This is a genomic window from Amycolatopsis sp. NPDC059657, from assembly GCF_042734395.1.
Classification (GTDB): domain Bacteria; phylum Actinomycetota; class Actinomycetes; order Mycobacteriales; family Pseudonocardiaceae; genus Amycolatopsis.
On the sequence record NZ_JBHWEB010000021.1, the window covers coordinates 68,810 to 88,406 of the forward strand.

The 19,597-nt window shown below is 69.9% G+C and carries 18 protein-coding genes; 11 read left to right on the forward strand and 7 right to left on the reverse strand.

The window, feature by feature from the left end; translation table 11 throughout:
- Nucleotides 1–2: 2 nt before the first annotated feature.
- On the forward strand, nt 3–827 hold the full coding sequence (locus tag ACFV15_RS14470) for a hypothetical protein (RefSeq protein WP_378350776.1): 825 nt from the start codon (nt 3–5) through the stop codon (nt 825–827).
- Between the two features lie 58 nt (nt 828–885).
- Here the strand turns inward: ACFV15_RS14470 and ychF are convergent, their stop codons facing one another.
- Nucleotides 886–1,968: a redox-regulated ATPase YchF gene (ychF, locus tag ACFV15_RS14475; RefSeq protein WP_378350778.1), complete on the reverse strand. Its 1,083-nt coding sequence runs from the start codon at nt 1,966–1,968 to the stop codon at nt 886–888.
- A 105-nt stretch (nt 1,969–2,073) separates the two neighbouring features.
- Here ychF and ACFV15_RS14480 point away from each other — a divergent pair, with 105 nt between their 5' ends.
- Together ACFV15_RS14480 and ACFV15_RS14485 are read left to right on the forward strand one after the other, a co-directional pair.
- A complete protein-coding gene (locus tag ACFV15_RS14480) occupies nt 2,074–3,516 on the forward strand; it encodes a DNA-3-methyladenine glycosylase 2 family protein (protein WP_378350780.1) in 1,443 nt (480 codons plus the stop codon).
- A complete protein-coding gene (locus tag ACFV15_RS14485; protein ID WP_378350782.1) occupies nt 3,513–4,010 on the forward strand; it encodes a methylated-DNA--[protein]-cysteine S-methyltransferase in 498 nt (165 codons plus the stop codon). The genes ACFV15_RS14480 and ACFV15_RS14485 overlap by 4 nt, the downstream gene beginning before the upstream one ends.
- Here ACFV15_RS14485 and ACFV15_RS14490 read toward each other — a convergent pair.
- The 5 genes from ACFV15_RS14490 to ACFV15_RS14510 form a co-directional block, all read right to left on the reverse strand.
- The gene (locus tag ACFV15_RS14490) at nt 3,991–4,476 is read right to left on the reverse strand and encodes a YceI family protein (RefSeq protein WP_378350784.1); all 486 of its coding nucleotides are present in this window, start codon (nt 4,474–4,476) and stop codon (nt 3,991–3,993) included. The two genes, ACFV15_RS14485 and ACFV15_RS14490, sit on opposite strands and share 20 nt — an antisense overlap.
- Nucleotides 4,473–4,940: a hypothetical protein gene (locus ACFV15_RS14495; protein ID WP_378350785.1), complete on the reverse strand. Its 468-nt coding sequence runs from the start codon at nt 4,938–4,940 to the stop codon at nt 4,473–4,475. Before ACFV15_RS14495 ends, ACFV15_RS14490 begins: the two co-directional genes overlap by 4 nt.
- A 73-nt stretch (nt 4,941–5,013) precedes the next feature.
- Entirely contained in the window at nt 5,014–7,737 is a 2,724-nt protein-coding gene (locus tag ACFV15_RS14500) for an AAA family ATPase (RefSeq protein WP_378350787.1), read from the reverse strand.
- 71 nt (nt 7,738–7,808) lie between these two features.
- Complete coding sequence (locus tag ACFV15_RS14505; protein ID WP_378350789.1) at nt 7,809–10,769, reverse strand: AAA family ATPase; 2,961 nt, start codon at nt 10,767–10,769, stop codon at nt 7,809–7,811.
- A complete protein-coding gene (locus ACFV15_RS14510; RefSeq protein ID WP_378350790.1) occupies nt 10,766–11,911 on the reverse strand; it encodes an exonuclease SbcCD subunit D in 1,146 nt (381 codons plus the stop codon). Before ACFV15_RS14510 ends, ACFV15_RS14505 begins: the two co-directional genes overlap by 4 nt.
- A gap of 280 nt (nt 11,912–12,191) precedes the next feature.
- Between ACFV15_RS14510 and rmuC the strand changes: the two genes are divergently transcribed.
- Together rmuC and ACFV15_RS14520 are read left to right on the forward strand one after the other, a co-directional pair.
- Entirely contained in the window at nt 12,192–13,100 is a 909-nt protein-coding gene (gene rmuC, locus ACFV15_RS14515) for a DNA recombination protein RmuC (protein WP_378350792.1), read from the forward strand.
- Between the two features lie 125 nt (nt 13,101–13,225).
- A complete protein-coding gene (locus tag ACFV15_RS14520) occupies nt 13,226–14,089 on the forward strand; it encodes a DUF6542 domain-containing protein (protein ID WP_378350794.1) in 864 nt (287 codons plus the stop codon).
- A 56-nt stretch (nt 14,090–14,145) separates the two neighbouring features.
- Here ACFV15_RS14520 and ACFV15_RS14525 read toward each other — a convergent pair whose 3' ends face one another.
- Nucleotides 14,146–15,153 carry a 4-hydroxy-3-methylbut-2-enyl diphosphate reductase gene (locus ACFV15_RS14525; protein WP_378350796.1) on the reverse strand — a complete coding sequence of 336 codons (1,008 nt, stop codon included), beginning with the start codon at nt 15,151–15,153 and terminating at the stop codon, nt 14,146–14,148.
- Between the two features lie 104 nt (nt 15,154–15,257).
- On the opposite strand from ACFV15_RS14525, the gene ACFV15_RS14530 reads away from it, so the two are divergent.
- The 6 genes from ACFV15_RS14530 to ACFV15_RS14555 all read left to right on the forward strand — a co-directional run bounded on the left by ACFV15_RS14530 (nt 15,258) and on the right by ACFV15_RS14555 (nt 19,593).
- Nucleotides 15,258–15,833 (forward strand): lipid droplet-associated protein, encoded by a 576-nt coding sequence (locus ACFV15_RS14530; protein ID WP_378350798.1) that lies wholly within the window; start codon nt 15,258–15,260, stop codon nt 15,831–15,833.
- On the forward strand, nt 15,830–17,062 hold the full coding sequence (gene xseA / locus ACFV15_RS14535) for an exodeoxyribonuclease VII large subunit (protein WP_378350800.1): 1,233 nt from the start codon (nt 15,830–15,832) through the stop codon (nt 17,060–17,062). Before ACFV15_RS14530 ends, xseA begins: the two co-directional genes overlap by 4 nt.
- Before the next feature lie 2 nt (nt 17,063–17,064).
- Nucleotides 17,065–17,451 carry a hypothetical protein gene (locus tag ACFV15_RS14540; RefSeq protein WP_378350801.1) on the forward strand — a complete coding sequence of 129 codons (387 nt, stop codon included), beginning with the start codon at nt 17,065–17,067 and terminating at the stop codon, nt 17,449–17,451.
- Complete coding sequence (locus ACFV15_RS14545; protein ID WP_378350803.1) at nt 17,448–17,666, forward strand: exodeoxyribonuclease VII small subunit; 219 nt, start codon at nt 17,448–17,450, stop codon at nt 17,664–17,666. Before ACFV15_RS14540 ends, ACFV15_RS14545 begins: the two co-directional genes overlap by 4 nt.
- Nucleotides 17,667–17,741: 75 nt before the next feature.
- A complete protein-coding gene (gene glpX / locus ACFV15_RS14550) occupies nt 17,742–18,806 on the forward strand; it encodes a class II fructose-bisphosphatase (RefSeq protein WP_378350805.1) in 1,065 nt (354 codons plus the stop codon).
- Nucleotides 18,807–18,819: 13 nt separating this feature from the next.
- Nucleotides 18,820–19,593 carry a S1 family peptidase gene (locus ACFV15_RS14555; RefSeq protein ID WP_378350807.1) on the forward strand — a complete coding sequence of 258 codons (774 nt, stop codon included), beginning with the start codon at nt 18,820–18,822 and terminating at the stop codon, nt 19,591–19,593.
- Nucleotides 19,594–19,597: the final 4 nt, after the last annotated feature.

The following is a 19,597-nucleotide window of genomic DNA, read 5'->3' on the forward strand; positions in this document are numbered from 1 at the left end:
AAGTGCTTTACCCTGCCGAATACTCGGCGGCACGTACAGTCCTGCTCGACGCGCTGGAGGCGTTGAGCAGTCACCTCCCGAGCATCGTGCTGGTCGGCGCACAAGGGGTGTACCTGCACACAGGGTCCGCTGAACTGGCCCAGCCGCCCATGACAACCGATGCCGACCTCGCTCTCGACACCTCCGCACTGGCGGATGAACCAGAGATCACCAGCGCACTGAAAAGCGCCGGTTTCACACCCGGGCGTAATCCCGGTAGCTGGCTGAGCAGAACCGGAATCGCCGTCGACCTCATGGTCGTCCCAGCACAGTCGGGGACCACGAAGAAGGACGCACGCGCCGCCCGGATCTCGCCGCACGCTCGCGACACGGCACGCATCACACCCGGCCTCGAACCGGCACTGGTCGACCACTGCCTCCAGGTGATTACCGCGCTGGAACCGACGGACCCACGGCAGATCGAATTGAAGGTCGCCGGGCCTGCCGCGTTGCTGATCGCGAAATCGATCAAAATAGCGGAGAGGATCGCGGACGCCGAAGCCGGAAAGAGCGAGCGCCTCAAAGAAAAGGACGCGCTCGACATGTTCCGCCTCCTCCAAGCCATCGAAACCGAAGACCTGGCACGCGGGATTCAAAAACACTTCGCCGACCCGCAGGCGGCCGAGGTGAGCCGACGCGGTTTGGCGGCCATGCGGCACCACGGGACCACCACCAGGTCTCCCATGCCCGAACTGGCAACGCGGGCTGCCTCAGGCGACTCGACGGTCGCGCTCAGCTTTGTCACGCTGACTTTGGATCTGCTCGACGCAGTAAGCGAACTCAAGTGACTGTTCGGGCAGGTGCGCCCGCTACGTTGGGCGCACCTGTCGGCGAACAGTGTCCGAGCTAGACGTTGAAGCGGAACTCGACCACGTCGCCATCGGCCATGACGTAGTCCTTGCCTTCCATCCGGACCTTGCCGGCGGACCGCGCCGCGGCCATCGAACCGGCCGACGTCAGGTCGGCGAACGACACGACCTCCGCCTTGATGAAGCCGCGCTCGAAGTCGGTGTGGATGACCCCGGCCGCCTGCGGGGCGGTGGCGCCCTGCGGGATCGTCCAGGCGCGGGACTCCTTCGGGCCAGCCGTGAGGTACGTCTGGAGGCCCAGGGTGTGGAAGCCCGCGCGGGCGAGCGAGTACAGGCCCGGCTCGGCCTGGCCGACCGACTCGAGCAACTCGCGGACCGACTCTTCGTCGTCCAGCTCCAGCAGCTCGGCCTCGACCTTGGCGTCCAGGAACACCGCGTCGGCCGGGGCGACCAGCTTGGTCAGCTCGGCTCGGCGGGCCTCGTCCGTCAGCACCGCCTCGTCGGCGTTGAAGACGTACAGGAACGGCTTGGTGGTCAGCAGCGAGAGCTCGCGCAGCGCCTCGAAGTCGACCTCTTTCTGGGCCTGGAACAGGGTGCGGCCCGCGTCGAGGATCTCCTTGGCCTTGACCGCGTTGTCGAGCGCGGGCTTGGCCTCCTTCTTGGTCCTGGCCTCCTTCTCGAGGCGGTGGAGCGCCTTGTCGAGGGTCTGGAGGTCGGCGAGGATGAGCTCGGTGTTGATCGTCTCGATGTCGCTGGCCGGGTCGATGCGGCCGTCGACGTGGATGACGTCCTCGTCGTCGAAGACGCGGATGACCTGGCAGATGGCGTTGGCCTCGCGGATGTTGGCGAGGAACTTGTTGCCGAGGCCCGCACCCTCCGACGCGCCCTTGACGATGCCCGCGATGTCCACAAAGGACACTACGGCGGGCACCGTCTTCTCGGAGCTGAAGACCTTGGCGAGCTCGTCCAGCCTGGGGTCCGGGAGCGGCACGACGCCGACGTTGGGCTCGATCGTGGCGAACGGGTAGTTCGCCGCGAGCACGTTGTTGCGGGTCAGCGCGTTGAACAGGGTGGACTTGCCGACGTTGGGCAGGCCGACGATACCGAGGGTCAGACTCACGGCCGCAAAGTCTACGGGCCTGCTGGAACACCTCGTCAGCTAGCCTGGAACGTCGTGGCGGATTTCCGCCAGTCAAGGCCTGGACCTGCTGGCATAGTGAATCGCATGACCGAACTGACACTGTGGCGCGACACCGAGCGCTGCTACCGGGCCGTCGCCTCGCGCGACTCGCGGTTCGACGGGCAGTTCATCATGGCCGTCCGCACCACCGGCATCTACTGCCGCCCGTCCTGCCCTGCTCAGACGCCCAAATCCAAGAACGTCAGCTTCTACCCGACCTCGGCCGCGGCGCAGGCAGGCGGCTACCGCGCGTGCCGCCGGTGCCTGCCGGACGCGGTGCCGGGGTCGCCAGAGTGGAACGTGCGCGCCGACCTGGCCGCCCGTGCCATGCGGCTGATCTCCGACGGGCTGATCGAGCGGGAGGGGGTGCCGGGGCTCGCCAAGCAGCTCGGGTATTCCGAACGCCAGCTCGGCCGCGTGCTCACCTCCGAGCTCGGCGCCGGGCCGCTCGCGCTGGCCAGGGCGCACCGCGCGCACGCAGCGCGGCTGCTGATCGAGATGTCCGAGCTGCCGCTGACCGACGTCGCGTTCGCCGCGGGGTTCGCCAGCGTGCGGCAGTTCAACGACACCATCCGTGAGGTCTTCGCGACCACGCCGTCGCAGCTGCGGACCGGCAGGCGAGGTTACGTCGAGGGCGGCACCAAGCTCACACTGCGGCTGCCCTACCGCGAGCCGTTCGACGACGGCGTCTTCGGCTTCCTCGCCGAGCACGCGGCGCCCGGCGTCGAAAGCGGCGCGTACGGCCGCACACTGCGGCTCGCGCACGGGACCGGCACGGTCCGGGTGCGGCCCGCCGACGGGCACGTGCGCTGTGAGCTGCGGCTTTCCGATTTACGGGACCTCAGCAGTGCCGTCTCCCGGGTGCGCAGGCTGCTCGATCTCGACGCCGACCCCGAAGCCGTGCGGCGCGTGCTGCGCGCCGATCCGGCGCTGGCACCGATGGTCGAGGCAGCGCCGGGGATCCGGGTGCCGGGCGCGGTCGACGGTGAAGAGCTGCTGCTCCGCACCATGATCGGCCAGCAGATCTCCGCCGCGGCCGCCCGCACCACGACCGCCCAGCTCGCCGAAGCGCTCGGCGAGCGGCTCAACGAGCCTGACGAAGACCTGACCACACTCTTCCCGACGGCCGCGAAGATCGCCGAGAACAGCGAGGTCCTGCGTGGACCCCAGCGCCGCATCGACGCGATCCGCGCGGTGGCGGAAAAGCTGGCAGCCAGGGAAATCGAAGTCCACATCGGACGCGACCCCGACGAGCTGCGCGAGGAACTTCTCGCGCTGCCCGGTGTCGGCCCGTGGACAGCGGACTACGTGCTGATGCGCCTGCTCGGCGTCCCGGACGTCCTGCTCAGCGACGATCTGGCGTTGCGCAAGGGCGCCGAGGCGCTGGGCGTCGACGACCTCGGCGAGCGAGCGCAGGCCTGGCGGCCGTGGCGCTCCTACGCCGGAATGTACTTGTGGCGCAAGGCCACCGGGAAAGGAACAGCATGACTGCGCACTGGTCCACAGTGGACACCCCGATCGGCCCGTTCACCGCCGTCGTCGCCGAGGACGGCGCGGTGCTGGCCTCCGGCTGGACGGGCGACGCCGGGGAGCTGTCCTCCCTCATCTCCCCGGCGCTGGCCCCCGCCTCGCTCGCCGAGGCCGCGGACCTCGGCGACGTCACCCGTGCGATCGTCCGGTACCACGACGGCGAACTCGACGCCGTCAGCGAGATCCCGGTCCGCCAGAAATCCGGCGAATTCCGCGAACGCGCCTGGGACGTGCTGCGAACCGTGAAAGCAGGCCATCCCGTGTCCTATGCCGACTACGCGACCCTCGCGGGCAATCCCGCAGCGGTTCGTGCTGCGGCATCAGCCTGCGCCCGCAACGCGGCGGCGTTGTTCGTGCCGTGTCACCGGGTGGTCAAGTCGGGTGGCGGGCTCGGCGGCTTCCGCTGGGGTGTCGACGCCAAGCGCTGGCTGCTCAACCACGAGACCAGCTGACCGTCAGGTCGATGTCGAGCAGGTCGCCGATCACCGGCCGCCCGTTCGGCACCCCGAGCGCGGACCGGCTGACCTGCCCGTGCGCCCGTACGTCCACTTTGGACCCCTGCGTGCGCACCTGGTCCACGATCAGCTCGACATCGGCCGAGTCGCGGAAGGTGAGCACACCGGACACCGTGTCCCGGGAGACCATGCCCTCGAAGATGATTTTCGGATGGTTCGCGGTGTCGAGGAAGCGCCGGCCGCGTACCTGCTTGTCCCGGTGCTTGTTGCCGGTCACGAAGCTCGCGGCGTCGATCTCGGCGAAGACGGTGATGCCCTCTTCGCCGACCACACCGTGGCCGGAGCGGACATCGAAGCCACCGTGGATGGTGAAGATCCCGAGCTTCTTGATCGCGAACGAGATCGAAGACAGGCTGGGGACCAGCTGGTAGGTGCCCACCTGGGGCAGCGTCGCGGCGGTCATGACTCGACCCGGTACAGCTCGACGTGGTCGGGGCCGGGCAGCAGCTCGGGGTCCTCGCCTGGCAGCAGCGGCAGCTCACTGATCCGCTTGCCGCCCTCCTCCAGCGACTCGATGGACGTGGCCAGCACGATCATCACCTGCTGCCGGGCGCGGGGGTCCCACAGGCCCAGCACCCGCACGGTGCCGGGGAAATCCGCCATCGCGGGCGCCACGCGCTCCCGGTGCGCCCGGTCGCCTGCCTGCTTGACCGCGTCGCTCGCCGGGCCCGCGAAGGTCAGGACGGTCGCGAACGACGGCCGCTCGCCCACGTCGCGCATCGGGGTGTCGTCGTCCACCCGGTAGCCGCCGCTCTCGGGCTCGTTTTCCCACAGCCGCAGCGTTTTCTGTCCCGGTCCTGCCACCTGCCGCAGCCGGATCTCCTCGACGGCGGCGCCGCCGGATCCCTTGCCGAATGTCGCGTACATGGTCCTCCTCCTTCGACGAGGACCACGATCTCCGTTCCCGCGCGCGTGCGGATCCGGGTAAGTACGGAGGCGGCTACGTAAGTCCGTGCGTCGCCGCCCACGCGGCCGCCTGCGTGCGGTTCGCGAGGCCGAGTTTGCCCAGCACGTTGGCCACGTGGGTCTCGATGGTGCGTTCCGAAAGCACCAGCTCGCTGGCCATCTCGCGGTTCGACCGGCCGTCCCCGAGCAGCGCGAGCACCTCGCGTTCGCGAGGCGTGAGCTTGATCGAGTGGTCCTTGCGCAGCTCGGCGAGCACTTCCTTCGCGCGCCGCGCGGCCGGTCGCATGCCGATGCGCTCCGCGGTGGCCAGCGCGCGTTCGGCGTATCCGGTCGCGCGGGTCAGGTCGCCGCGCGCGCCGCGTTCGCGCAGCACGTTCGCCAGGTCGATTTCGGACAGCGTCCGGTACGGCAGCGCGCCGACGCGATCTTCGAGCTTCACGGCGTCGGTGAAATGGCGGTCCGCCTCGTCGAGGCTGCCCAGCGCGGCCGAAAGCATGCCGACGACGCGGGACACCGACCCCGTGCACAACACCGACCCCGAGCCACCCGCGATGCACAGGCCCGTGTGCGGCAGCAGGAGTTCGAGGCAGAGTTCCATCGCGTCGCGCTCGCCGAGCGCGATGGCGAGGTCCCCGGCGTACCCCACCGTCGCCAGCCATCGGCCGTCGCGATCCAGTGACCTCAGCACCGGCCGCAGGTCGTCGAAATTCTCGCGCGCGCCCGCCAGATCACCGGCGTCCGCGAGGAAGCGGCCGATCGACGACCAGAAGATCGGCAGCCGGACGATCGGGCGCGCGGCGATGACCGCGTCCATGATCTCGTCGTGACGGCCCTGCAGCAGGAGCATCTCCACGCGGAACGCGGTGTCGACGCCGATCGCGCTCCAGTCCTCGGTGCGCTTGGCCCAGTCGAACGCCTGGTCCGCGGCGGCCTCAGCGGCGGCGAACCGGCCTGCCACCAGTGCGCGCATCGCACTCAGGCGATGGAGGTGCCAATGCGCGAGCGGCCAGCGGATCCGTTCTGCCAGCACCTTGAGCGCGGCCAGTTCGACGTCGACCATGTCGAACTGGCCGAGCTCGCACGAAGCGTCGATGCGCCACAGCCGTCCCCACAGCTCGGCGTCTTCCGGCTCGGGCAGCTCGATCATCCGGCGTGCCAGTGCGAGCCGCTCCCGCAGCCCGGCGGGGCCACTGATCGCGTGCTGCCGCGCGCGGAACGCGTCCGCCAGCGCCAGCGGGTCGCCACTCAGCTCGGCCAGCCGCAGCGCCTCTTCGCTGCCTTCGATCACCTCGGCGAACCCCAGCGCTTCCGAGGCCGCGAGCGCGCGCTGCGCGAGCACCCGTGCCCGGCCCGCCACCGCCTCCTCCGGCAGCACCGCGAGCGCGCGGTCGCACAGCCCGAGCAGTTCGAGGTTCGCCGGGCCGCCGACGCCGTGCACGATGAGCGCCGCGCGGACCCACTGCTCAGGCCGCGTCGCGAGGTCCATCGCGGCACCGCACCTGGCCAGCGCCGCGTCGATCTGCCCACCGCCGTACTCGGCTTCGGCACACGAAAGCAGCAGCTCACAGCGGTCGTCGTGGGCGATCCCCGGCAACGCGAGCGCGGCTTCGAGAATCGTCACGGCCCGATCAGGCGCGAGCCGAACGGCATCGGCGGCGGCGCGGCGGCAGGCTGCGACGGCGAGCTCACGGCTCACGTCATCGATGGCCGACCGCAGCCGGTGCGCGGCGGATTCGCCGGCCAAACCGTTGGTCTCCATGGCTTCGGCCGCGCGCCGGTGCCAGGCCAGACGCTGCTGGACGGGCAGTTGCGTGTAGACGGCTTCGCGGAGCAGCGCGTGGGTGAAGCCGAACTTGGCGGGCATGTCGCCGACCAGTGTCAGCAGACCGGCGGCGGTGGCTTCTTCCAACGCCGTGAGCGCCGTTTCGGGGTCCTCGCCGAGCGCCACGAGTTCGGCGTGTCCGCAGTCGGTGCCCAGCACGCCGGCGATGGCCACCGCACGCTGGGCGGCCGGGGACAGCTCGGCCACCCTGGCGGTGGTGATCGCGGCGAGGGTCTCCGGGATGCCGAAGGGCCAGCCGCCGTCTTCCGGCGCGGGTTTTCCCGCGATACCGGCATGTTCGAGCGCGGCCAGCAGTTCGACCACGAACAGTGGGTTGCCGCCGCCGGCTCGCAGGAGCATCGGGTGCCAGGTCGGATGTGCCGCTTTGGCCGCGGCAGCGACATCCTGGGCCTGCCAGGCGCGGGGGCTGATGCGACTGACCGCGCCTGTTCTGCCCAAAGTGGTCAGAGTCTCGCGAAGTGCCTGGGCCGGCCGGTAAGTCCCCACCAGCAGGAGACCCGGTTTTCCGGCTCCCTGGCAGAAAAGCGTCAGCGTCGCCTCATCGGCCCATTGGAGGTCTTCGAGGACGATGACGAGACCTTGGGTCGCCGACGCGCTCAACGAGGCGAGCACCGACGCGAACGCGAGCATGCGCTGGACACGGTCTTCGCCGACTTCGCGGAGTAGGTCGAGTTCGGGGCGGCCGACGAGGGCCTCCCACCAAGGCCAGAGCGCCGGGGCGGTCTCTTCCTGCAGCGTGCGGCCGAGCAGTACCGGGACGTCCTGGGCCGCCGCGAGCCTGGTCAGCTCGGTGACCAGGCGGGTTTTGCCGATGCCAGGCTCGCCGCCGACCATGACCACGCGGCCTTCGCCGCCGCGCGCCGCGTCGAGGGCCGCGCTCAAAGCCGCCAGTTCGGGGTCTCTGCCGACCAACATGAGGTCAGTATTGACTAGTCGTGAGTGGTAATGCCGGTTCTAACCGGCGTAAACACTCACGACCCCATGCTTTAGGCGGTCTGGATTTCCAGGGTGGAGCCTGTCCGTGCCTTGCGGACCCGGAGGCGCGTGGGGATGCGGTGGCGGAGTTCCTCCACGTGGGACACGAGGCCCACGACACGGCCGCCTGCCCTGAGTTCGTCGAGGACGTTCATGACTATGTCGAGGGTTTCGGCGTCCAGGGTGCCGAAGCCCTCGTCGACGAAGAGGGTGTCGAGAAGCGCCCCGCCCGTCTCGGCGGCCACGACATCGGCGAGCCCCAGTGCCAGCGCGAGTGAGGCCAGGAAGGACTCGCCGCCCGAGAGGGTCTTGGCGGGGCGGACCGTGCCGGAGTAGTCGTCGAGGACATCGAGGCCGAGGCCGCCGCGAGTTCCCCGTGAACCTGCGGCGTCGGAGTGGACGAAGGAGTAGCGGCCCTGGCTCATCGTGCTCAGGCGGAAGGTGGCCGCGAGCGCGACCTCCTCCAGGCGCGCGGCGAGCACGTACGAGCGCAGCGACATCTTGCGCGCGTTCTGACCGCGGCCGTTGACCACCTCGGCCAGGGCCTTGAGCTCGGCGAACTCCTCCTCCACCGGTGCCAGCTCCGTCATCGCCTCACTCATCTTGCCCGCGAGGTCCGACAATTCCCGCGACCGCGACTCGGCGGCCTGGAGTGTGGACACGGCGAGTTCGGCTTCGGCCCGTGCGCGGCGGGCGGCGTCCATGGCGGACTCCAGGTCGACCACGTCGTCGGGTGTGACGCCGGTGAGTTCGGGTTCGGCGAGCACGGACCGCACGTGTGCCTCTTCGGTCCGCGCGCTCGTGATCCGGGCTTCGAGGTCCGCGATGACCTGGGCGGGTTTGGCCGCGGCCTGCGCCTCTTCGAGGGTGGCGAACTCGGCCTGGCGCACCGCGGCGTCGACGGCCTCGCGCTGCTCCTCGCACTCGCGCTCGGCTGTCGCGACGGCCGTCCTCGCCTCGGCCAGCGCGTCCAGCGCGCTCACCACGGACAGCAGATGCGCGCGCCGGGCGCCGACGTCCGCGTGCTCGCCGCGGGCCTCTTCGAGCCGCCGGTCGCGCTCGGCGACCTGCTCGGCCAGGGAGTTCTGGCCGGTTTCGGCCTTCACCACGTCTTGCTCGGCCTGGTTCAGCTGGTCGGCGAGCTGGCCGGACTCGGCTTCGGCCTGACGGGTTTCGCGTTCCCAACGCGCGCGCAACGCTGCCAGCTCGGACACCGAACTGAGTTCGGCACGAGCAGCCGCGACCTCGGCGGCGAGGTCTTCGCGGGTACGTCCATGTAGGCGTTCTTCAAGCGCAGCAACGAGTTTCTCGGCGTCGAGCTTCGCGATCTGCGCGTGTTCGCGGGCGGCTTCCGCGCGCTTCTCGGCTTCTTCGGCCGCTTTTTCCTGCTTCTCGTCGACCAGTGCCAGCATCGGCATCGCGGGCGCGGGGTGCTCGGCGGAACCGCACACCGCGCAAGCCTGGCCTGGCACCAGATCGGCGGCGAGTTCGGCGGCCATGCCATCGAGACGCCGCTCGCGCAGGTTCTGCCGATGGTCACGGGCGTGCTGGTGCGCGTCGACCGCGTCTCGCAGCGCGGTTTCGGCCAAGGCGAAGGACTTCTGGGCACCCGGAAGCTCTTCCGCGTCACGCAACGCCTTGGCGAGTTCCTCGGCGGCCAGACGCAGACCGGCGAGCTTCGCTTCGGCGGCGAGAGCGTCGTTCGCCTTGCCACGTAAGCGTTCCAGACGCGCGGGCAGTTCCTCGATCTTGCCGGTGAGCTCCTCGACGCGCTTGCCCGCGTACCGCGCGGCGTCCGCGAGTTCGCTGATGCGCACGCGATCCTGGCGCTGCTGCTCGGCTTCGGCGACGAGACCGGCGAGCGTGCCCGCTTCCTCACGCAGCGCGCCCGCGGTGGCGCGCAGTTCGGCCGCGGACCCGGTCGCGGACTGGCGCAACGTTTCGAGCGCGCGCTCCTGAACCTGCTCAAGACGACGGGCTCGCGTCAGCTGGTCGGCACGTTTGCGCAGCTGTGCCGCGGCATCCGCGACGCCTGCGGCACGTTTGGCCGCCGCGACCTCGGCACCCCACAGCTCACGCTGCCCCTCGGTGGCGGCCAGCTCGGCCAGCTTGGCGTGCGCCGTCCTGACCCGGCGGACGCGCTCGGCCATCGCCTTGCGCTCGTCGAGGACGGCTTCGGCCTTCTCTCGGATCCCGCGTGCCTGGTATTCGGCGAGTTTGGCGGCCTCGACCTGGGAAACGGCGTCGAGGCAGATGCCGGCGACCCAGTCGATCTGCTCGTCTTCCGGCGCTTCGGCCTTGGCGACCTGGGCGAATCGGGTCACCCAGTTCTGCGTGGCCAGGCGTTGTTTCTGCAGCTCCTGGTACCGCTCGGTGCGCAGGTTCACGAACCAGTGCTCGATGTCGCCGAAGCGCTCGGTGCTGAAAAGCCGCTCGAGCAGGTCCTCACGCTCGGCCGTGTCGGCGCGCAGGAACCGGGCGAACTCGCCCTGCGGCAGCAGTACCACCTGGAAGAACTGCTTGTGGTTCATGCCGAGCAGCCGCTCGACGGTCCTGGCGACCTCGTCGTTGCGGGTGACGCCGTCCGCCGCGTAGCCGCTCGGCGCGGCGCCGACCCAGGTCAGCGACACCTTGGCCTGCTGCTTGGTGAACCCGTCGCCCCGGCGTTTCGGGCGGAGGTACTCGGGATTGCGGACGATGCGCAGGCGTTGCCCCTGCACGGTCAGCTCCAGCGCCACTTCGGTGACCTGGTCGGGGTCCGCGAGATCGCAGCGCAGCCGCTTGGTCTCGCCGCGCGCGCCGGGCACGGAGTTGAACAGGGCGAACGCGACCGCGTCGAGCAGGGTGGTCTTGCCCGCGCCGGTGTCGCCGTGCAGGAGGAAGAGGCCATCGGCGCCGAGCACGTCGAAGTCGACCACCTCGCGCCCGGCATACGGGCCGAAGGCGGTGACCTCCAGCCGATGCAACCTCATTTCGACTCTCCTCTGCCCGCGGCTTCCATGGCCATCCGTAGCAGGCCTTCCTCCCGCTCGTTGGGAGGCGCGCCACGGCAGTCGTCGAGGAAATTGCGGGCGATCTCTTCGTCCGTCCGGTTTTTGACGGCTTCGGCGTACTTCAGCACCGAGCCGATACCGCCGCCTTCCGGCTGCCAGTCGAGGTGAACCGCGTGCGGGAAACGATCTTTGAGCTTGCGCATGGCGTCGATCGGGCGGACGCGGTCGGTCAGCGTGACCGACAGGTAGCACTCGACGAGATCCTCGAACCCGGGGTTTTCGAGCAGGTCCGCGAGCTCCCCGGTGGCGGTCGCGAGCTTGCGCGGGACGGGCAGTTCGTGGCGCCGGACCTCACGCAGGCCATCGGCGTCGAAGTCGATCAGCCAGACGGATTTGCGGTGCCTGGCTTCGGAAAACGAGTACGCGAGCGGGCTGCCAGAGTACCTAAGGTGCTCGGCGAGCACCTGCGGGCCGTGCAGATGCCCGAGCGCGACGTAGTCGATGCCGTCGAAGATCGCTCCGGGCACGTGCTCGACCGTGCCGACGGAAATCGGGCGCTCGGAGTCACTGCCTTCGCCACCGATGACGAACGCGTGCGCGAGCACGACGGACCGCGTGTTTTCCCTCGCGCCAAGGTCTTCTTTGATGCGGCGCATGGCTTCGGAGAGCACCGCGACGTGCCCCTTGCCCTCGATGCCGAGCGCGTTGCGCGCCGGATCCGGCTCCAGGTAAGGGATTCCGTACAGCGCGACCGGGCCGTGCTCGTCTTGGAGCAGCACCGGCTCGTGCAATCCGGCGATGGTGCTGCACAGGTGCAGCCCGCCCGCTCTGGCGAACTCGGCGAACGCGCCGAGCCGGGCGGCGGAGTCGTGATTCCCTGGCGTGAGAACGATGTGTGCCCCGGCCTCGTGCAGCCTCGCCAGCGCCTGCGCGGCGACACGGACCGCTTCGGCCGACGGGACCGCGCGGTCGTAGACGTCCCCGGCGACGAGCACGACGTCTACCCGCTCCTCGGCGACGACCTCCGCGAGATGCTCGAGGACGGCCTGCTGCTCGGCGAGCAGATCGGCGCCGTGGAAGGTGCGGCCGATGTGCCAGTCGGAGGTGTGCAGCAGTCTCACGGTCATCAAGGTAAGCCGCCAGACCGACAACATGTGGGAGGCGGGCACCCGCGTGTCCCCCACATCATGTGCTACCGAAGCGCGTGAAGCCCCACCCCGAACTGCGTGAAGGGAGCCTTCATCCAGCCAGCGTGGATGAAGGCTCCCTTCACACAGGCAGCCCGGAGCACGCCACCTTGCTTTCCGCGCGATAGCCGCGCACCGGAGCGCCCTCCCCGGTTTTGTCGGTGCACTGCGCCATGATGCGTAGGCGGTCGGACACGGATGGGAGTTGTTTCGGGTGACGGTCTTCACCACGGCGGCGGTCGTGGTCGCGGTGCTGCTGGCGGTGGCGGTCGCCTTGCTGTGGCGGCTGTACAACGACGGCATGCGCCGGGTGGACGCGGCGGCCAAGCAGGTCGAGGCCGAGCGCGCCCGCGGCGATGAGCAGCAGCTGTCACTGCGCCGGTACGAGGTGGCGTTCGCGTCGATCAGCGGTCGCGGCGAGCTGGGTGAGCAGGTGCTGCTGGAGACGGCGCGCGCGCTCGGCCTGCGCGAGGAGCTGCACTTCACGCTGCAGACGGACCTGGCAGGCGGCGGTTCGGTCAAGCCGGACATGGTGCTGCACGTCGGCGGCGGCCGGAGCGTTCCGGTGGATGCCAAGGCTTCGATGGCCTGCTGGGCCGAAGCGGTCGAGACCGACAACCCGGACGAGCGCCTCGACGCGCTGCGCGTGCACGTCCGGCACCTGCGCTCGCGTGCCGCGGAGCTGGCGGGAAAGGGTTACCAGCGCTGGGCCGACGCCATCTACGGCACGATCATGTTCGTGCCGTCGGACGCGGCCGTGGTCGCCGCGCTCGACACCGATCCCGAACTGCTGCGCTGGATGCTCGACCGCCGCGTCTTCGTCTGCGGCCCGACCGGCTTCGCCGTGCTGGCCTCGGCGGCCTTGTTCGCGGCCAGTGACCGTGCGCTGCTCGAAGACGTCGAACAGGTCCGCGCGGGCGCCTCTGCCGCGCACCGGGCCGCCGGCAACGCGGTGGACGCCGTCAACCTGTCCAGCACCCACCTCCAGCGTTTCCTCTCGGCCCGCCGCCGCGAACTCGACGCCTTGGAGATGTTCCGCTCCACCGTCGCCCCGCTCACCGACGCCGCCGCCGCGCCCGCCCCGGTCACCCAGATCCGCCGCCCCGACGAACTCACCGGCTGACCCCCTGGTCAGGCGCACGGGCAAGCCAGCGGGAGATCACTATGGGGTGATTCCGGCGCGGGTGTCACACAACCAGGAAGGAGTGCTAGCAGGATCTTCACAACCAGGGGATACGGTGTGGACTTGTGACCGCGATACGCGATCGCCAGAGCGATCCTGATGCCGACGACATCCCCGTTCCGTGGGACGAGCGTCCCATCATCGGCGACCGGCGCGGTCTGCCCTGGTGGGGGGCGGTGCTGGTCGGCTTCGGCATGGCCGTCCTCGGCGCCTTCATCGACCAGAAGCTCCAAGGGCACCTGACACTGCTGTTCCAGGCCTGTTACTGCCTGGGCGCCGTCGCCGCCGTGTGCGCCGTGCAACGCCGTGGGCTGTTCGGGCCGATGGTGCAGCCGCCGCTGGTGCTGGCCGTGACCGTGCCGGGTGTGGTGCTGCTGGCCGCCGACCTCTCCCAAGACACCGACATGCTGTCGAAGGCGCTCAAGATCGGCCGTCCGCTGATCGACGGGTTCCCGACGATGGCCATCACCACCGGCGTGACGCTCGCGATCGGGATCTTCCGGATCTTCCGCGAACGCGACCCGGACGCGGGCGTCAAGGCCAAGAAGGCGAAGCCGGTCAAGCGCGAGGACGACGAGGAGCGCCCAGCGCGCAACACCGCCGCCTCCCGCGTGCCGGCAGGCACCGCGAAGACTCCGGAACGCCGTTCGCGCCGCCCGGCTTCGGAGACCGGCTCCGCGCCCGTCCGCCGCACACGACCGGCACCGGCCGACGAAGCGGCACCGCGACGCCGCACGCCCCGCGAGGAGCCCCGTCAGCGCCCGCGCGCTCCCCGTGACGGCGAAGAGCCGCCACGACGTCGCGATCCCCGCGGCGACACCCCGCCGCCCCGGCGTCGCACCCCGCGCGCCGAGCCACCGCGGAGCGACAGCCCGCCGCGTCGCGCGCCCAGGCGCGAGCCGCAGCGCCGCCCCTGGGACGAGGACTAAGCACACGAAGAGGCCCCCTTGGAACGCTCCAAGGGGGCCTCTTCGTGTAGTGCGGGCTACTTGGCCTTCTCGGCCCGCCGGATCTCCGGGGGCAGCGCGAAGGCGATCTTCTCGTTGGCCGTGGTGACCTCGTCGACGTCGGAGTACCCGTGCTTGTCAAGCCACGCGAGCAGGTCCATCACCAGCACCTCGGGCACCGAAGCGCCGCTGGTGACGCCGACCGTGGTGACGCCTTCGAGCCACGCCTCGTCGACCTCGTGCGAGAAGTCGACCAGGTGCGAGGCGCGGGCGCCCGCCTTCAGCGCGACCTCGACCAGGCGCTTCGAGTTGGACGAGTTCTGCGAGCCGACCACGATCACCAGGTCGCACTCGGCGGCCATCGCCTTGACCGCGACCTGACGGTTGGTCGTCGCGTAGCAGATGTCGTCGCTCGGCGGGTCGGCCAAGCTGGGGAACCGGTCACGGAGCTGGTCGACCCGCTCCATGGTCTCGTCGACCGAAAGCGTGGTCTGGGACAGCCAGATGACCTTCGACGGGTCGCGCACGGTGACCTTGTCGACGTCCTCTGCGGTGTCGACCAGCTGCACGTGCTCCGGCGCCTCGCCCGCCGTGCCCTCGACCTCTTCGTGGCCTTCGTGGCCGATCAGCAGGATGTCGTAGTCGTCCTTGGCGAACCGGTTGACTTCCTTGTGCACCTTGGTGACCAAGGGGCAGGTGGCGTCGATCGTCCGCAGGTTCCGGTCGGCGGCCTCGGCGTGCACCATCGGCGAGACGCCGTGCGCGGAGAACACGACCAGCGCGCCCTCGGGCACCTCGGTGGTCTCGTCGACGAAGATCGCGCCGCGCTCGCGCAGCGTCTCGACCACATGCCGGTTGTGCACGATCTCCTTGCGCACGTAGACCGGCGGTCCGTACAGCTCGAGTGCCTTCTCGACCGCGATCACCGCGCGGTCGACGCCCGCGCAGTACCCGCGCGGCTTGGCCAGCAGCACCCGCTTGCGCCCGTCGGCGCGCGGGACGTCGACGGTGCCTGCGGGCTCGATTCCGGGGCTTGAGGAGCTCATGACCTCTAGGGTACGGGCTCACTTCATGTGCGCGGAGTCACGTCGGTTGGCCCGACACACCCATTCGGTTGGGCAGGATGGCTTAAATGCGGCAGGCTAGGCGTATGAAGCCACTCCCGCTCCCCCTCCGGGTCGCCGCGGGCCTCGCCGTCACCACCGCCGAGCGGGTTCGTGAACTTCCCAAGCAGCTGCTGGGCCTGCCGGTCACGGCCGTGAGCCAGGTGCTGCAGTTCTCGATGCGCGTCCAGCAGCACGTCACCGAACTGGCGATCAAGGGCGACGACGCGCTGTCCGCGCTGCGCCCGGTCGAAGACACCCCGAGCTGGGCGACCTTCGATGAGGACGTCGACGTTCCCGCGCCGCGCCCGGAGACAAACGGTCACGCTCAGCCACTACCCGAGTTCGACGAGTCACCTGATCCGTGGGCCGAGGAGGAGCGCGCGCTCGCCGAGGACCATCGCGACGGCGAGAACGACAGCGCCGAGGGCCCGGCAGGCATCGCGGGCTACGACGAGCTCACCCTGCCCCAGCTGCGCGCCCGCCTGCGCCAGTTCTCGCTGGAGCAGCTGGAAGAGATCCTCGCGTACGAGCACACCCACCAGGCACGCGCCTCGTTCATCGGCATGCTCGCGCGCCGCATCGGGAACGTCCACAAGACCGGCGACGAAGAAGGCCAGTGAGCGAAACCACCGCGGAAAACCCATGGCCGGTCCGCACGGTCGCGCGCAAGATCGGCGATTGGGTGCACCGCCTCGGCGCGGTGTGGGTCGAAGGCCAGGTCACCCAGATCTCGGCGCGGCCTGGCACTTCGACGGCGTTCCTGACGCTGCGCGACCCGTCGGCGGACGTGTCGATGACGGTCACCTGCCCGACCGGGCTGCTGCGCACCGTCGAGCCGCCGCTGCGTGAAGGCGCGAGTGTGGTCGTCTTCGCGAAGCCTGCGTTCTTCCTCGGCCGGGGCACGATCAGCTTGCGTGCCACCGAAATCCGCGCCGTCGGCATCGGCGAGCTGCTCGCCCGCATCGAACGGCTGCGCAAGCTGCTCGCCGCCGAAGGCCTGTTCTCCTCGCAGCGCAAACGCAAACTTCCCTTTCTCCCCAAGGGGATCGGGCTCATCACCGGCCGTGCGTCCGCCGCGGAGCACGACGTGCTCGTCAACGCGCAGGCCCGCTGGCCGCATGTCGCGTTCAAGGTCATCAACACCGCCGTGCAGGGCCCGTCCGCGGTGCCGCAGATCATCAAGGCGCTGTCCACATTGGACAAAGACCCCGCGGTCGAGGTCATCGTGATCGCGCGCGGCGGCGGCAGTGTCGAGGACCTGCTGCCGTTCTCCGACGAGGCTTTGTGCCGCGCGGTCTCGGCCGCGGGCACGCCGGTCGTCAGCGCGATCGGCCACGAGCCCGACACCCCGTTGCTCGATCACGTCGCGGACCTGCGCGCCTCGACGCCGACCGACGCGGCGAAGCGAATCGTCCCGGATGTCAGGGAAGAAACCCAGCGAGTCCGTCAAATGCGGGACCGGGGACGGCGTGCCTTGCACGGCTGGGTGGACACCCAGACCCGGCTGCTGAACCAGCTGCGCAGCCGCCCGGTGCTCGCCGACCCGCTCGGCCCGATCGGCAGGCGGTCCGACGACGTCGAGATGCACCGCGAACGGGCGCGGCGCGCCGTGCTCACCACACTTTCGAGGGAACAGGCCGCTCTGGCGAGTGCCCGTGCGCGACTCACCGCGCTCGGCCCGGCCGCCACGATGGCCCGCGGTTACGCGGTCGTGCAGTTTTACGACGAGGCAGGCAACCCGCACGTGCTCCGATCGGTCTCTGAAGTAAAGGACGGCGCGAAGCTGCGAGTGCGCGTCGCGGATGGCGCGGTGAGCGCCGTCGTCCAGGGTGATCCGGAAAGCGAGTAAGCGTGCGGGAAACCACGTTCCTCCCGCTCACGGTCGACGCGGCCATCAACGCGCAGGCGTCCGCTGTGCTGCGCAAGGCGCTCGAGACCAACAACGCCGCGCTGGAGTGCTGGACGTCACTGCTGGCCGGGTGCACGCAGGGCCGCGATCTCGGGCCCCGGCTGCGGCAGCTCTCCGCGGCGACGTCGGAGCACGTCGGTGCCCGCTGGTGGGCGGCGGAAGGTTCCGCCTATCGGCGCAAGGTCGCCAGCGCGCAGTCCGACATCGAGGACGCGATCGCGGACGGTGACGGCAGCGAGTTCGCGCGTGCCTTCGTCGGGTACGACCACGCGATGGCCAGCGCGGTAGTCTGCGCGAACACCGCGAAGCACAGGAGCCCCCACGCGTGAGCAATCCCGAACTCGGCTACGAGCAAGCCCGCGACCAGCTGGTAGAGGTGGTCCGCGAGCTGGAGGCAGGCGGCAAGTCGCTCGAGGAATCCCTTGCGCTGTGGGAAAAGGGCGAGCGGCTTGCGAAGATCTGCGAACATCACCTCGAAGGCGCCCGCGAGCGGATCGAGACCGCGCTGGCGTCGGTCGAAGAGGGTGACAGCGACTCCGAGTGACCTTCGCCATGCGGAGATCCGGCGGGTATCTGAGAGACTGGGTTCCCCCCGAGCACGGTGAACCCGGAGGCAGGAATGTCCAGCGGCAACGAAGCCAGCACGACCAAGGAACTCCCCGACCGCAACCTCGCGATGGAGCTGGTGCGGGTCACGGAGGCCGCGGCGATGGCCGCGGGCAGGTGGGTCGGCAAGGGCGACAAGCTCGGCGGTGACGGTGCGGCCGTCGACGCCATGCGACAGCTGATCAGCACCGTCTCGATGAACGGCGTCGTGGTGATCGGCGAGGGCGAGAAGGACGAAGCGCCCATGCTGTACAACGGCGAAGAGGTCGGCAACGGCGACGGGCCCGCGTGCGACGTGGCGGTCGACCCGATCGACGGCACCACGCTGATGGCCAAGGGCATGCCGAACGCGCTGGCGGTGCTCGCGGTCGCCGAGCGCGGCGCGATGTTCGACCCGTCCGCGGTGTTCTACATGGAAAAGCTCGCCGTCGGCCCCGAGGCCGCCGGGCTGGTGGACCTGTCGGCGCCGATCGCGGAGAACATCCGCCGGGTCGCGAAGGCCAAGCACAGCGGCGTGTCCGACGTCACCGTCTGCATACTCGACCGGCCGCGCCACGAGCGGATCATCAAAGAGGTCCGCGAGGCGGGCGCCCGTATCCGGTTCATCTCCGACGGCGACGTCGCCGGCGCGATCGCGGCCGCCAGGCCGACCACGGGCGTCGACATGCTGATCGGCATCGGCGGCACCCCCGAAGGCATCATCGCGGCCGCCGCGATGAAGTGCCTCGGCGGTGAGCTGCAGGGCCGGTTGTGGCCGAAGGACGAGGCCGAGCGCGAGAAGGCGCTGGCGGCGGGCCACGACCTCGACCGCATCCTGTTCACCGACGACCTCGTGACCGGCGAGAACGTCTTCTTCTGCGCCACCGGCGTCACCGACGGCGACCTGCTGCGCGGCGTCCACTACCGCTCCGGCGGCGCGACGACCCAGTCGATCGTGATGCGCTCGAAGTCGGGCACGGTCCGCTTGATCGACGGTTATCACCGCTTGAACAAGCTGCGCGCGTACGCTTCCATCGACTTCGACGGCCACCTCGACGCGGTGCCGGACGATGAGGCCATCGTCCCGCCACTGCCTTAGGAGACCTTGTTCTATGAAGAAGCGTGCTCTGGCACTCCTTCTCGCTCTCGTCGCCATGGTCGGCTTCGTGCAGCCCGCTTCGGCGGCGCAGCCGGACATCGTCGGCGGCGGTGACGCCCCCGACCAGGCGTACCCGTTCTCGGTGGCGCTGCTGCGTGCTTCGGGCAGGCTGTTCTGCTCCGGCTCACTGGTGGCGCCGACCTGGGTGCTGACCGCCGCGCACTGCGTGGACGGCAAGAACCCCGAGGTGCTCAGCGCCCGCGTGGGCAGCAACGACGCGACGGCAGGCGGCGAGATCGCGCAGCCGGTCGAGTTCGTCATCCACCCGGACTACAACGCGGTCGCGGGCGGCGACGTGGCGCTGATCCGCCTGGAGAACCCGGTGAAATCCGCGCCGATCACTCTCGGCGCGGTCACCGTGCCCGGCACACCGACGCGCCTGCTCGGCTGGGGCCAGACCTGCCCGACGCTGAGCTGCGCGCCGACGCCGTCGAAGCTGCAGCAGCTGGACGCTTCGATCGTGGAGCCGACGGACTGCACGGCGGCGTTCGACCTCGACCACGAGCTGTGCACGGAGAACCCCGGCGGCGACAAGGGCACCTGTTACGGCGACTCCGGCGGCTCGCAGGTCGGGAACGTCGACGGCGTCTGGGTGCTGCTGGGTGTCATCAGCCGCCCCGGCAACGGCGACCCGGTCTGCGCGACGGCCCCGTCGATCTCGTCCTCGGCGGTCGCCTACGCGGAGTGGATCAAGGGAAAGATCGCACCGCCCGCGGTTGCTCCATAAAGGT

What these genes read in the sequence shown, in the direction of transcription:
- ACFV15_RS14480 (WP_378350780.1), top strand. Translation starts at nt 2,074, where the DNA reads ATGACCGAACTGACACTGTGGCGCGACACCGAGCGCTGCTACCGGGCC.
- ACFV15_RS14485 (WP_378350782.1), top strand. Translation starts at nt 3,513, where the DNA reads ATGACTGCGCACTGGTCCACAGTGGACACCCCGATCGGCCCGTTCACC.
- ACFV15_RS14490 (WP_378350784.1), bottom strand. Translation starts at nt 4,476, where the DNA reads ATGACCGCCGCGACGCTGCCCCAGGTGGGCACCTACCAGCTGGTCCCC.
- ACFV15_RS14495 (WP_378350785.1), bottom strand. Translation starts at nt 4,940, where the DNA reads ATGTACGCGACATTCGGCAAGGGATCCGGCGGCGCCGCCGTCGAGGAG.
- ACFV15_RS14500 (WP_378350787.1), bottom strand. Translation starts at nt 7,737, where the DNA reads ATGTTGGTCGGCAGAGACCCCGAACTGGCGGCTTTGAGCGCGGCCCTC.
- ACFV15_RS14505 (WP_378350789.1), bottom strand. Translation starts at nt 10,769, where the DNA reads ATGAGGTTGCATCGGCTGGAGGTCACCGCCTTCGGCCCGTATGCCGGG.
- ACFV15_RS14525 (WP_378350796.1), bottom strand. Translation starts at nt 15,153, where the DNA reads ATGAGCTCCTCAAGCCCCGGAATCGAGCCCGCAGGCACCGTCGACGTC.
- ACFV15_RS14530 (WP_378350798.1), top strand. Translation starts at nt 15,258, where the DNA reads ATGAAGCCACTCCCGCTCCCCCTCCGGGTCGCCGCGGGCCTCGCCGTC.
- glpX (WP_378350805.1), top strand. Translation starts at nt 17,742, where the DNA reads ATGTCCAGCGGCAACGAAGCCAGCACGACCAAGGAACTCCCCGACCGC.
- ACFV15_RS14555 (WP_378350807.1), top strand. Translation starts at nt 18,820, where the DNA reads ATGAAGAAGCGTGCTCTGGCACTCCTTCTCGCTCTCGTCGCCATGGTC.